The sequence below is a fragment of the Streptomyces iakyrus genome (assembly GCF_000717055.1).
GTDB lineage: Bacteria > Actinomycetota > Actinomycetes > Streptomycetales > Streptomycetaceae > Streptomyces > Streptomyces iakyrus.
In genome coordinates this window covers 78,634-91,385 of sequence record NZ_JNXI01000020.1, presented here as the reverse complement: position 1 = coordinate 91,385, position 12,752 = coordinate 78,634, and the positions used below count along the sequence as shown (strand labels likewise).

General features: G+C 71.7%; 10 protein-coding genes. 6 read left to right on the top strand and 4 right to left on the bottom strand.

Annotated features, from left to right (window positions below; genetic code table 11):
• Nucleotides 1–97 precede the first annotated feature (97 nt).
• The 4 genes from OO68_RS29485 (at nucleotide 98) to OO68_RS29470 (ending at nucleotide 6,402) form a co-directional block, all read left to right on the top strand.
• Nucleotides 98–1,024 (top strand): DUF3027 domain-containing protein, encoded by a 927-nt coding sequence (locus OO68_RS29485; RefSeq protein ID WP_033312227.1) that lies wholly within the window; start codon nucleotides 98–100, stop codon nucleotides 1,022–1,024.
• A gap of 88 nt (nucleotides 1,025–1,112) precedes the next feature.
• The gene (locus OO68_RS29480; protein WP_033312226.1) at nucleotides 1,113–4,247 is read left to right on the top strand and encodes a sacsin N-terminal ATP-binding-like domain-containing protein; all 3,135 of its coding nucleotides are present in this window, start codon (nucleotides 1,113–1,115) and stop codon (nucleotides 4,245–4,247) included.
• Between the two features lie 184 nt (nucleotides 4,248–4,431).
• Nucleotides 4,432–5,340 carry a hypothetical protein gene (locus OO68_RS29475; RefSeq protein ID WP_033312225.1) on the top strand — a complete coding sequence of 303 codons (909 nt, stop codon included), beginning with the start codon at nucleotides 4,432–4,434 and terminating at the stop codon, nucleotides 5,338–5,340.
• Nucleotides 5,341–5,556: 216 nt separating this feature from the next.
• A complete protein-coding gene (locus OO68_RS29470) occupies nucleotides 5,557–6,402 on the top strand; it encodes a hypothetical protein (protein WP_033312224.1) in 846 nt (281 codons plus the stop codon).
• 6 nt (nucleotides 6,403–6,408) lie between these two features.
• Here OO68_RS29470 and OO68_RS29465 read toward each other — a convergent pair whose 3' ends face one another.
• The 3 genes from OO68_RS29465 to OO68_RS29455 form a co-directional block, all read right to left on the bottom strand.
• A complete protein-coding gene (locus OO68_RS29465) occupies nucleotides 6,409–8,802 on the bottom strand; it encodes an HAD-IC family P-type ATPase (protein ID WP_033312223.1) in 2,394 nt (797 codons plus the stop codon).
• Between the two features lie 157 nt (nucleotides 8,803–8,959).
• Entirely contained in the window at nucleotides 8,960–9,805 is an 846-nt protein-coding gene (locus tag OO68_RS29460) for a class I SAM-dependent methyltransferase (protein WP_033312222.1), read from the bottom strand.
• A 299-nt stretch (nucleotides 9,806–10,104) separates the two neighbouring features.
• Nucleotides 10,105–10,380 carry a DUF2530 domain-containing protein gene (locus OO68_RS29455; RefSeq protein WP_078625512.1) on the bottom strand — a complete coding sequence of 92 codons (276 nt, stop codon included), beginning with the start codon at nucleotides 10,378–10,380 and terminating at the stop codon, nucleotides 10,105–10,107.
• 116 nt (nucleotides 10,381–10,496) lie between these two features.
• On the opposite strand from OO68_RS29455, the gene OO68_RS29450 reads away from it, so the two are divergent.
• The gene (locus OO68_RS29450) at nucleotides 10,497–11,948 is read left to right on the top strand and encodes an NCS2 family permease (RefSeq protein WP_033312220.1); all 1,452 of its coding nucleotides are present in this window, start codon (nucleotides 10,497–10,499) and stop codon (nucleotides 11,946–11,948) included.
• Here OO68_RS29450 and OO68_RS29445 read toward each other — a convergent pair.
• Nucleotides 11,918–12,145, bottom strand: coding sequence for a ribbon-helix-helix protein, CopG family (locus OO68_RS29445; RefSeq protein WP_051814866.1), 228 nt, complete (start codon nucleotides 12,143–12,145; stop codon nucleotides 11,918–11,920). The two genes, OO68_RS29450 and OO68_RS29445, sit on opposite strands and share 31 nt — an antisense overlap.
• A gap of 155 nt (nucleotides 12,146–12,300) precedes the next feature.
• Here OO68_RS29445 and OO68_RS29440 point away from each other — a divergent pair, with 155 nt between their 5' ends.
• Nucleotides 12,301–12,738: a MarR family winged helix-turn-helix transcriptional regulator gene (locus tag OO68_RS29440; protein ID WP_033312219.1), complete on the top strand. Its 438-nt coding sequence runs from the start codon at nucleotides 12,301–12,303 to the stop codon at nucleotides 12,736–12,738.
• Nucleotides 12,739–12,752: the final 14 nt, after the last annotated feature.

The following is a 12,752-nucleotide window of genomic DNA, read 5'->3' as shown; positions in this document are numbered from 1 at the left end:
GATGAAGGATGTCGACGCGGTCCCCCGGTCCGCTCCGTCCGCCCCCGCGCTGGGAGTGGCGCACTCGTGAGACGGCGTATGGAGAGAAGCGATACCTGTGAGCGCAGCGACAACGCGAAGCCGCACCCCTGACCGTCTGTGCGCCGAGGCCGTCGACCTCGCACGCGCCGCAGCCGAGGAGGCCGCCGCGCCGGGAATCGTCGGGGAGCACGTGGGCGTGGTCTCCGAGGGGGACCGCGTGGTCACCCACTTCTTCCAGTGCCTGGAGCTCGGCTACCGCGGCTGGCGCTGGGCCGTGACGGTGGCCAGGGCGTCCCGCGCCAAGATCGTCACGGTGGACGAGGCGGCCCTGCTGCCCGGACCGGACGCGGTGCTGGCCCCCGAGTGGGTGCCGTGGAGCGAGCGGCTGCGTCCCGGCGACATGGGGCCGGGCGATCTGCTGCCCACCGACGCCGAGGATCTGCGGCTGGAGCCGGGTTACACGGGCGAGGACGAGCCGGCGCCCAAGTCGCCTGTGTCGCACGAGCTGGCCGACCTGGTGGAGGCGGAGGACGCGGACCTCACCGCCGGCTCCCCGTCCGGTTTCACCGTCGCCCCCTCCCGCGGCTCGATCCCGGCGGTCGCCGAGGAACTGGGCATGCGCCGGGCCCGCGTCCTGTCCCGCTACGGCCTGCACACCGCGGCCGACCGCTGGGAGGAGGCGTTCGGCCCCAAGACGCCCATGGCGCAGGCGGCCCCCGCCGCCTGCGTCAGCTGCGGCTTCCTCGTCCCCATCGGCGGCTCCCTCGGCCAGGCCTTCGGCGCCTGCGCCAACGAGTTCTCCCCGGCCGACGGCCGCCTCGTCTCCCTCGCCTACGGCTGCGGCGGACACTCCGAGGCCGCCGTCATGCCCCGGCCGCCCCAGCCGGCCGCTCCGGTCATCGACGAGACCCGCGTCGACCCGTTCCCCCTGCGCCCGTCCCCGGACTCGGGCTCGGTGACCCCGACGGCGGACCAGGACACGGAGGAACTGGGCCACTCGTAACCCCGGCCGTCCGCGTCGGGCGGGCGCACGGTGGGTGCTCCCCAGGCGGTACCTTCATCCTCACGTCCACGAGGAGAAGGAACGGAACGTGAGCAGCAAGTTCGTGCGGCCCGCCGCCGAGGGGGCCGATCCGTTCGGTACCGCCCGTCTGCGGCGCGGTGTCCTCGACGCCTGGGCCACCAGCCCCGCCCGGTTCCGTGAGGACGCCAACGCCGAGGAGGACCTCGTCCTCGGCGGCTACCGGGACCGGCTCGTCGTGGAACTCGCCCAGAACGCAGCCGACGCCGCGGCCCGGGCCGGGGTGCCGGGGCGGCTGCGGCTCACCCTGCGCGACGGGGTGCTCGTCGCCGCCAACACCGGCGCCCCGCTGGACGCGGCCGGGGTCGAGTCGCTGTCCACACTGCGGGCGTCCGCCAAGCGGGACACGCGGGACACGTCCTCCGTGGGGCGGTTCGGTGTCGGCTTCGCCGCCGTGCTCTCCGTCACCGACGAGCCCGCCGTCGTCGGCCGGCACGGCGGTGTGCGGTGGTCGCTCGCCGAGGCCAGGGCACTGGCCGCGGAGACCGCCCGGCACAGTCCCGGCCTCGGGGACGAGGTCCGGCGCCGCGACGGCCACGTCCCGCTGCTGCGCCTGCCGTACGCCGCCGAGGGCACCGCCCCCGCCCCGTACGACACCGCCGTCATCCTGCCGCTGCGGGACGCGGCCGCCGCCGATCTCGCCGAGCGGCTCCTGCGGGCCGTCGACGACGCCCTGCTGCTCACCCTCCCCGGACTCGAAGAACTCGTCGTCGAGATCGACGGGGAGAGCCCGCGGACCCTCACCCGCCGCACCGACGGCGCCCTCACCGTCGTCGACGACTCCGCCCACGGCGTCACCCACTGGCGCACCGCCGCCGCCCACGGCCCCCTCACCCCCGACCTCCTCGCCGACCGGCCCGTCGAGGAGCGGCTGCGGCCCCACTGGTCCGTCACCTGGGCCGTGCCCGTGGACAGCGACGGCAGCCCGGCCAGGCCCCGCACCAGCGCGGTCGTGCACGCCCCCACCCCGAGCGACGAACCGCTCGGCGTCCCGGCCCTGCTCATCGCCTCGTTCCCGCTGGACTCCACCCGCCGGCACGCCGCCCCCGGCCCGCTGACCGACTTCCTCGTCCAGCGCGCGGCCGACTCCTACGCCGAACTCCTCGGCGCCTGGCGGCCGGTCACCACCGGGATCATCGACCTCGTGCCCGGCCCGCTCGGCAGGGGCGAACTGGACGGCGCCCTGCGCCAGGCGATCCTGGAGCGCCTGCCGCGCACCGCGTTTCTCCCGCCCGCCGTCGAGCCCCACGCGGAGGACGGCGACGAGGTGCCCGAGTCGCTGCGGCCGCGGGACGCCGAGGTCGTCGAGGGCGCGGGCGCGGACACCGTGCGGGTGCTCGCCGAGGTGCTGCCCACCCTCCTGCCCGCGGGGCTGGAACGACGCGCCGAGCTGCGGACCCTGGGCGTCGCCCGCGTCCCGCTGACCGACGCCGTCGACCGGCTGGCCGGTCTGGAGAAGGCCCCCGGCTGGTGGCGGCGGCTCTACGACAGCCTGGCCGGGATCGACCCGGACCGCCTTTCGGGGCTCCCGGTGCCGCTCGCCGACGGCCGGACGACCATCGGGCCCCGGCAGGTCCTGCTGCCCGGCGCGGAGGCCGGGCGGACCGACCCCGAGGTGCTGGCCCGGCTCGGCCTCAAGGTCGCCCACCCGGACGCAGCCCACCCCCTGCTGGAGAAGCTCGGCGCCCTGCCCGCGACCCCGCGGGCCGTCCTCACCACCCCGCAGGTCCGGGCCGCCGTCGCCGCGTCCCTGGACGACGACGGCGGGATCGACTGGGAGGAGGACTCCCTCGACGCCGACGAACTGGCCGACACCGTGCTCGCCCTGGTGCGGGACGCCGCCCTGGAGCCCGGTGACGAGCCCTGGCTGGGCGCGCTCGCCCTGCCCGACGAGGACGGCGAACCGGCCCCGGCCTGCGAACTCGTCTTCCCCGGCGGCCCGTTCGCCCAGGTCATGCGCGAGGGTGAACTCGCCTTCGTGGACGCCGAGCTGGCCGGGAAGTGGGGCGAGCAGCCGCTGGCCGCCTGCGGTGTCCTGGTGAACTTCGCGGTCGTCCGCGCCACCGACGTCGTCCTCGACCCGGACGAACTGGAGCCCCGCGAGGGCGATTTCGCCGAGCCGGACGACGCGGGACTGCTGGACGCCGTCGACGTGTGGTGCGAGGATATCCTCGACCGCTTCCCGGACAGCCCCGTGCCGCCGGTCGCCACCGAGATCGTCGCCGTCCGGGACCTCGACCTCGTGGACGAGGACAAGTGGACGCAGGCCCTGACGCTGCTGTCCCGGCCGCCCCTGCGGGACGCCATCGTGCAGCCCGTGCGGATCCTGCTGCCCGACGGGACGCACGAGGTCGTCCGGCCGTACACCGCGTGGTGGCTGCGCGGGAACCCCGTCCTCGACGGCCGCCGCCCGGCCGGCCTGCGGGCCTCCGGCGGCGACCCGCTGCTGCGCGGGCTCTACGACGAGGCCGACGCGACCGGGTTCGAGGACGAACAGGTGCTGCGGGCGCTGGGGGTGCGCACCTCCGTCGCCGCGCTGCTGGACGAGCCCGGCGGCGCCGCCGAACTGCTCGACCGGCTCGCCGACCCCGAGCGGGAGGTGACGGGAGCCCAACTGCACGCCCTGTACGGGGCGCTGGCCGAGCTGGACCCGGAGCAGGTGACCCTGCCGGACGACCTGCGGGCCGTCACCGACGGCCGGGTGGAGGTCGTCGACGCGGCCGACGCCGTGGTGTGCGACTCGCCCGACCTGCTGCCGTTCACCGAGGGCGTCCCGCTGCTTCCCGTACCGCCGTCCCGCGCCGCCGAACTGGCCGAACTGTTCCAGGTGCGGCGGCTCAGCGAGTCCGTCACCGGGGAGGTCACCTCCGAGGGCGCCGAGCACGACGTCCCGGAGCCGGTGCGGGTGCTGCTCGGCCGGCGGACCCCGTCCTCCTACGTGGAGCACGAGGAACTCGTCGTCGACGGCGTGGAGATCGACTGGCGCCTCACCGGAGACGGCGTCCTGCACGCGGCCACCCTGGAGGGTGTCGCCGCGGGACTCGCCTGGGCGGCGGGCCAGTGGCCGCGACGGTTCGAGGTGGCGGCCCTGCTGGAGGACCCGTCCCGGACGGAGGAGCTGGCGCGGGACCGGTGGTTCGACTGAGCCGTTCGGCCGATCCGGGGCCGGCGTACGGCCGTCGGTGAAAACTCCCGCACAAATTTTTCACCGGTCGTACAACCAAGCGCATTCCTCAGGAATCTGATCACGTGAGTCAACAGACTCCACGATCACTTGGGCCCCGAGAGCCGACGACGAGCACCGGGGCCCCTCTCCACCTGGAGAACGCATGCGTATCCGAGCCACCGTGGCCGCCGTCACCGGCGCCCTGGCCCTTTCCGCCCTCGCCGTCCCGGCCGCGCAGGCCGCGGAGCCGAAGGTTCCCGCGGACATCGCCGCCGCGAGCGAGGTCCTCCACGCCGACTCCGGCCGGTCGGCCTTCGCCGGCGCCGTGGACGGCGAGGCGATCGCCCTGAACGCGACCTTCTCCTCGGTCAAGGTCAACAACGGCAAGAACATCGCCGTCGGCACCACCAACCTGGTCAAGGTTCCCGTCTCCTTCACCCTGACCCACGGTCAGGAAGTGGACATCCACGCCGCGGACTTCTTCGCGGGTGTCGAGCTGTACCGCGGTGCCTCCTTCGAGGAGACGGCGTTCTTCTTCGACAGCAACGACGCGACCTGCACGGACTCCTCCGCGACCGTCGCCAGCTGCAAGGCCACCGTCGAGATCGACCCGTTCGCGCTGCTGAACGAGGACGCCGGCTCCTGGAAGGCCGCCGCGTTTGCGGTCGCGTTCAACGGCGAGGACCCGGAGAACCCGAACCTGGACAACGTGGGTGTCGCGGTGAAGGACCCGACGAACTCCTTCAAGCTCCAGCGCTACTCCAAGCTGACGGTCAACGCCTCGCCCGAGCCGGTGAAGAAGGGCAAGACCATCACGGTCACCGGCAAGCTGTCCCGTGCCAACTGGGACGACAACAAGTACCACGGCTACACCAACCAGTCGGTCAAGCTGCAGTTCCGCAAGAAGGGCAGCGACACCTACACCACGGTGAAGACCATCAAGTCCAACTCCACGGGCGAGCTGAAGACCAGCGTCACGGCCTCGACGGACGGCTACTTCCGCTACTCCTTCGCGGGCACCACGACCACCCCGGCGGTCAACGCCGCGGGTGACTTCGTCGACGTGCGATAACACCACGCAGCGACCGTCCACGCGACGGCGCCGCCGGTCCTGGAGCCATGCCGGGGCCGGCGGCGCCCCTTTTCGGTGCGCCGATGTCACGCATGTGTCAAACGTTGCGGATGAGACGGCAAAAGCCGGTTCGCGCCCTGCAACCCCGCGGGGCATTCGTGGATCTGATCGCGTGAGTCAACAGACTCCTAGATCACTTCTCCACCTGGGGAACACATGCACATCCGAGCCACCGTGGCCGCCGTCGCCGGCGCCCTGGCCCTCGCCGTGCCGGCTGCCCAGGCCGCGGACGCCCCGTCCGGCAAGCAGGCCTTCAGCTCCGCCGCGGCCGACGCGGGCGCGGCCACCACCGCGTCGACCCTCGACGTCACCTTCTCCGACATGAAGGTCAACAGCGGCAAGAACATCGCCGTCGGCACCACCAACGTGGTGAGCGTGCCGGTCACCTACACCGTGACCCACGCCGCGGACCTCGACACCGGCTCCGACAACTTCGCCACCGGCCCCCTGATCTACCACGGCTCCTCGACGGACACCGCGGACAACCTCCTCATCAGCGACGACCCGGCGACCTGCACCGCCGCCTCGTCCACGGTCCTCAACTGCAAGGGCGTCATCACCATCCGCCCGGCCGACGGCGACCTGTTCAACTCCGACGCCGGCACCTGGGGCGCCGGTGCCCTCGCGGTCACCAGCGACGGCGCCGAGAAGATGCAGGGCGGCCTGGGCGCCACCAAGGTCCAGCGCTACTCCAAGCTGACCGTCAACGCCGGTCCCGAGCCCGTCTACAAGGGCAAGACGATCACGTCCACCGGCAAGCTGTCCCGCGCCAACTGGGAGGACAACGCCTACCACGGCTACACCAACCAGCCGGTCAAGCTCCAGTTCCGCAAGGCGGGCACCAGCACGTACACCACGCTCAAGACGGTGTACTCCGACCAGTACGGCAACCTGAAGGCCACCGCCACCGCCCAGTACGACGGCTACTGGCGCTTCAGCTTCGCCGGCACGACGACCACCCCGGCGGTCAACGCCACGGGCGACTACGTCGACGTGAAGTAGCTCCGGCTACGCGGGAAAGCGGCGGTCCACCCACCTCCACGACAGTTCCAGGGCGGCCGCCGCCACCGCCGCGATGCCGACGGCGATCCACGGCATCGTCATCCCCACCAGCTTCAGCGCGAAGAAGTGCTGTAGCCACGGCACGACCAGCACCACCAGGAACGCCCCGGCCATCGAGGCGACCAGGGCGATACGCCACCAGGTGTACGGGCGGGCGATGATCGCCAGTACCCACATCGAGATCAGGAACAGCGTCAGCGTCGCCGCACTCGTCTCCGCGTCCAGCGCCCCCGGCCCCGTGTAGTGCCCCCGGGCGAGGAGGTACGTCGCGAAGGTCGCCACCGCCGCCACGACCCCGCCCGGGATCGCGTACCGCATGACCCGCCGTACGAAGTTCGGCTTCGCGCGCTCCTTGTTGGGCGCGAGCGCCAGGAAGAACGCCGGGATGCCGATGGTCAGCGTCGACAGCAGGGTCAGGTGGCGCGGCAGGAACGGGTACTCCACCTGCGAGCACACCACCAGGACGGCCAGCAGCACCGAGTAGACCGTCTTGACGAGGAACAGCGTCGCCACCCGCGTGATGTTGCCGATGACCCGGCGCCCCTCGGCGACCACCGACGGCAACGTCGCGAAGCTGTTGTTCAGCAGCACGATCTGCGCGACCGCCCGGGTCGCCTCCGATCCGGAGCCCATCGCCACGCCGATGTCGGCGTCCTTCAGGGCGAGCACGTCGTTCACCCCGTCGCCCGTCATCGCGACCGTGTGCCCGCGCGACTGCAGCGCCCCCACCATGGTCCGCTTCTGCTGCGGGGTGACCCGCCCGAACACCGTGCCGCCGTCGAGGGCCTCGGCCATCCCGTCCTGCAGGGCGGGCAGCCGGCGCGCGTCCACGGTCGTGCCGGACAGGCCGAGCTTGGCGGCGACCGCGCCGACCGAGACCGCGTTGTCGCCGGAGATGACCTTGGCCCGGACGTTCTGGTCGGCGAAGTAGCGCAGCGTGTCCGCGGCGTCCGGCCGCAGCCGCTGCTCCAGCACGACCAGGGCGACCGGCTTCGCCCCCTTCGCCACCTCGGGATCGTCCAGGTCCCGCTCGACCCGGGCGAGCAGCAGCACCCTCAGGCCCTGCTCGTTCAGCCGCCCGGTCTCGGCCAGGGCCGGATCGTCCTCCGCCAGCAGCACGTCGGGCGCGCCCAGCAGCCAGCGGCTCGACTGCCCGTCGTCCTCGGTGAACGCGGCGCCGCTGTACTTGCGGGCCGAGGAGAACGGCAGCGCCTCGGTGCAGCGCCAGTCCTCGACGGCCGGGTAGGTGTCGATGATCGCCTTCAGGGAGGCGTTGGGCCGCGGGTCCGACGCGCCCAGCGCCCCGAGCACCTTGCGTACGTACGTCTCGTCGGCGCCCTGGAGCGGCCGCAGCTCGGTGACGTCCATGCCGCCCTCGGTGAGGGTGCCGGTCTTGTCGAGGCAGACCGTGTCGACCCGGGCCAGCCCCTCGATCGCCGGCAGTTCCTGCACCAGGCACTGCTTGCGGCCGAGGCGGATCACGCCGATGGCGAAGGCGACCGAGGTGAGCAGGACGAGCCCTTCGGGGACCATCGGGACGATGCCGCCGACCGTGCGGGCGACGGAGTCGTCGAAGGCGTTCTCCTTCACGAACAGCTGGCTGACGACCAGGCCGATCGCGGTCGGGACCATCATCCACGTGACGTACTTGAGGATCGTGGAGATGCCCGACCGCAGCTCGGACTGGACGAGGGTGAAGCGCGAGGCCTCCTCGGCGAGCTGGGCGGCGTAGGCCTCGCGGCCGACCTTCGTCGCCTGGAACGCCCCGCCGCCCGCCACCACGAAGCTGCCCGACATGACCTGGTCGCCGGGCTGTTTCACGACCGGGTCGGCCTCGCCCGTGAGCAGCGACTCGTCGATCTCCAGACCGTCGGCCTCGACACAGACCCCGTCGACGACGACCTTGTCGCCGGGGCCGATCTCGATCAGGTCGTCCAGCACGATCTCGGACGTGCTGACCTGCGCGGCGGTCCCGTCGCGGCGCACGGTCGGCCTGACCTCGCCGATCAGCGCGAGCGAGTCCAGCGTCTTCTTCGCCCGCCACTCCTGGACGATCCCGATGCCGGTGTTGGCGAGGATCACGAACCCGAAGAGGCTGTCCTGGATCGGCGCGACCACCAGCATGATCAGCCACAGCACGCCGATGATCGCGTTGAAGCGGGTGAAGACGTTCGCACGGACGATGTCGACGGTGGACCGGCTGCTGCGCACCGGCACGTCGTTGACCTGCCCGCGCTCCACCCGTTCGGCGACCTGAGCACCGGTCAGGCCGGTCTCGCGGGAGGTGACCGTCGCCGGCCGTGCGGAGTCGGGCCGGGCACCCGCGTCGAGATGCGTCATGCATTCGACGGTACGTGCGGATTTGCCGCTTCACCCGCCGAATGCGGCGAAGATCCGACCTGGGGACGACGGACTTCGTGCCGTGGTCGTACGGCAGTTGTACGCCGTCGGAACGCCGTCGGACCCCGGTGCCAGGTCCCGGCGCCGCGCCCCGGTGTCAGCCCGCCCGGCGGGCTGTGAACAGCAGGTACTCCCACTCCAGGACCGTGCCGCCGGAGCCCGAGCCCTGGTCGGCGTCGCGGGCGAGGTCCACCAGGGCGCCGTCCAGGGCGGCGGCGCGGTCGGGCTCGCCGGCGATGTTCTTGTAGACGCTGATGGTCGGGCCGTAGCGCTCCTTGAAGTAGTCGCGGAACATCTCCGGCGTCGCGAAGCGGTCGATCCGGACCGTGCGGCGTTCGGCGCTGATGTCTGTGACCCGGTCGCCGAGGAGGGCGCGGACGTGGTCCTCGTCCCCCCACAGCGGGGGCGGCTGGGCTCCGGGCGGGGGCGGGGGCGCGTACGGCTTCATGGCGGCGAACATCCGGCCGATGAAGCCCTGAGGCGTCCAGCTGAGCAGCCCGATGGTGCCGCCGGGGCGGCAGACCCGGACGAGTTCACCGGCGGCCTGCTGGTGGTGCGGGGCGAACATGACGCCCACGCAGGACAGCACGATGTCGAACTCGGCGTCCCGGAAGGGCAGGGCCTCGGCGTCGGCCTCCTGCCAGGTGAGGTGGGCACCCTGCTTCTCGGCCACCCGCCGGCCGGCCTCGAACAGCTCGGGGGTGAGGTCGGAGGCCACCACGTCCGCGCCGGCCAGGGCCGCCGGGATCGCGGCGTTGCCGGAGCCGGCACCCACGTCCAGCACCCGCAGTCCGGGGCGCACCCCGCAGGCCTCGACCAGGACCGGTCCCAGCTCGGGGATGACCTCGGCGGCCAGGGACGGGTAGTCGCCCTGGGCCCACATCGCCCGGTGCTTGGACTTCAGGGCACGGTCCGCCTCGACCGCGCTGTTCTGCATCGTCATCGCTGCGCTCCTCACCGGTCCGGCGGCTCGTCCCGCGCGACGGTTTCGAGCGTTCGCCGCCATCTCCTGAGCGTAGGGAGGGGGTGGGCGGGTGTCTCGTCGGAGCCTGCGGGTGCGTGCGGCTTTGCCTTCCGCCGGGTGGTGGGTCGGGGCCGCGCCGGGGGGTGTCCGTCCTCGGAACGGCGCGATGGGATTGCGTGCCGACTGACTGTTCGTCGACGCGCCAACCGCTGCGGGCGGACACCCCCCGACACGGCCCCTCGCGTCGTGCGGCGGCTGCGGGCCGGCGGTTGTTGCGGCTACTGGGGCGTGGGGGACGCCGTCGGGTCCTGGGCCGTCGCCTGCTTGATCGCGGCGTCGCGCTTGCGGACGTACCAGATGCCGATCAGTCCCAGTCCGGCGCCGGCCAGGCAGGTCCACACCCACCAGGTGTGGCCGTGGTCGTCGAACCAGCCGTAGAAGGGGAGCTGGACCAGGAAGAGGACGAACCACAGGATCGTGCCGCCGATGATGGTGGCGACCACGGGGCCCTCCAGGGGCTCCGGCGCCTCGTGTCTGGGGGTCCACTTCGCCATGGGGACAGCTTACGAGGAGATCGGGTCTACGCGCGGAGATGGCCGATCGCGGTCTCATATGTTCATACTGAAACGGTTTGTGTCTGACCACTTCTCTTCGTAGGAAACACCAACACATGTCCTCCTCGGCTCCTGCCAAGGTCCCCGCCCCTCAGCAGCCGGGAGCCGGGCCCACGTTCGGTGCACTCGACCGCTTCTTCCGGATCTCCGAGCGGGGCAGCACCCTGTCCCGTGAGGTCCGCGGCGGTCTCGCCACCTTCTTCGCGATGGCCTACATCATCGTGCTGAACCCGATCATCCTCGGCAGCGCCAAGGACATGTACGGTCACCAGCTCGACAACGGGCAGCTGGTCACCGCGACGGCCCTCACCGCCGCTCTCACCACCCTCCTCATGGGCGTCATCGGCAATGTGCCGATCGCCCTCGCCGCCGGGCTGGGTGTGAACTCCGTCGTCGCCCTCCAGCTCGCCCCGCGGATGTCCTGGCCGGACGCGATGGGCATGGTCGTCCTCGCCGGGTTCGTGGTCATGCTGCTGGTGGCGACGGGGCTGCGCGAGCGTGTCATGAACGCCGTGCCCTACGGGCTGCGCAAGGCCATCTCCATCGGTATCGGCCTGTTCATCATGCTGATCGGGCTCGTCGACGCGGGCTTCGTCTCCCGGATCCCGGACGCCGCGCAGACCACCGTTCCGCTCCAGCTGGGCGGTGACGGTCACCTGAACGGCTGGCCGGTCCTCGTCTTCGTCCTGGGTGTCCTGCTGACCCTCGCGCTCATCGTGCGCAAGGTCTCCGGCGCGATCCTGATCTCGATCGTCGCCATGACGGTCCTCGCGGTCGCCATCAACGCGGTCGCCACGGTGCCCAGCTGGGGCCTGACCACGCCCACGTGGCCGGGCAACCCGGTCGCGAGCCCCGACTTCGGGCTGATCGGGCAGGTCAGCCTGTTCGGCGGCTTCGACAAGGTCGGCGTGCTGACCGGGGTGCTGTTCGTCTTCACCGTGCTGCTGTCGTGCTTCTTCGACGCGATGGGCACGATCATGGGCGTCTCCGACGAGGCGAAGCTGACCGACGGCGAGGGGCAGATGCCCGGCATCAACAAGGTGCTGTTCGTCGACGGTCTCGCGGTCGCCGCCGGCGGTGCCAGTTCCTCGTCCGCGACGACCGCTTTCGTCGAGTCCACGGCCGGTGTCGGCGAGGGTGCCCGGACCGGTCTCGCCAACGTCGTCACCAGCGGCCTCTTCGCCGCCGCCCTCTTCTTGACGCCGGTCGCCACGATGGTCCCCTCCCAGGCGGCCACCCCCGCGCTGGTCGCGGTCGGCTTCCTGATCCTGGCCGGGTCGGTCAAGGAGATCGACTGGGCGGACTACACGATCGCCGTCCCGGCCTTCGTGACGATGCTGATGATGCCGTTCACCTACTCGATCACCAACGGCATCGGCATGGGCTTCGTCACCTTCGCGGTGCTGCGGCTGGCGGCCGGGCGGGGCCGTGAGGTGCCGTCGGCGATGTACGCGGTGGCGGCGGTCTTCGCGTTCTACTACCTGATGCCGGCGCTGGGTCTGACCTGATCCTCGTCCTCGGAGTCGGAGGATCCGTAGAACCTCTCCGTCTCCTCGACGGCGGCCTGGAACCGCTGGTCGAAGTCGTGTCGAATGAGCGTCCGGACGACATAGTCCTGGACGCTCATTCCGCTCTTCGCGGCATGGTGCCGGAGCCGTTCGAGCAGGTCGTGGTCTATTCGCAGGCTGAGCACACTGGTCCCCATGGGCACGAGGGTCGCGGCACCGTTCGGTGCGGTGCGCGTGGTTCCGTCGCCCTATCACCCATATGAGTGATGTCACGCTTCAGTGGCGGGCGTCACGGACCGTCCGGCGTGTTACCGCTGGTCTTTAGCGAGAGTAATGAGTTACGCTAAAGAACATGCCGGACCTCAGCCATGGCGACGACGTAGCCGCCGTGAACTCCCTCCGATCCGCAGTGATGCGGCTGTCCCGTCGGCTCAAGCACCAGCGGGTCGACGAATCGCTCAGCCCCACCGAGATGTCGGTGCTGGGCACCCTGTCCCTGTGCGGCAGGGCCACGCCGGGCGAGCTCGCCCGCAAGGAGCACGTCCAGCCGCCGTCGATGACCCGCATCGTCGCCCTGCTGGAGGCCAAGGGCCTGGTCCGGCTGGAGCCGCACCCCGAGGACCGGCGCCAGAAGGTCGTCACACGCACCGAGCAGGCCGAGACCATGCTCGAGGAGAGCCGCGCCAAGCGGAACGCGTTCCTGGCGACGCTGGTGGAGAACCTCGACGAGGACGAGTGGGCGAAACTCCGCGCCGCCGCCCCCGTGCTGGAGAAGCTCGCGCACCTGTAAGTCGTATGCAGCAA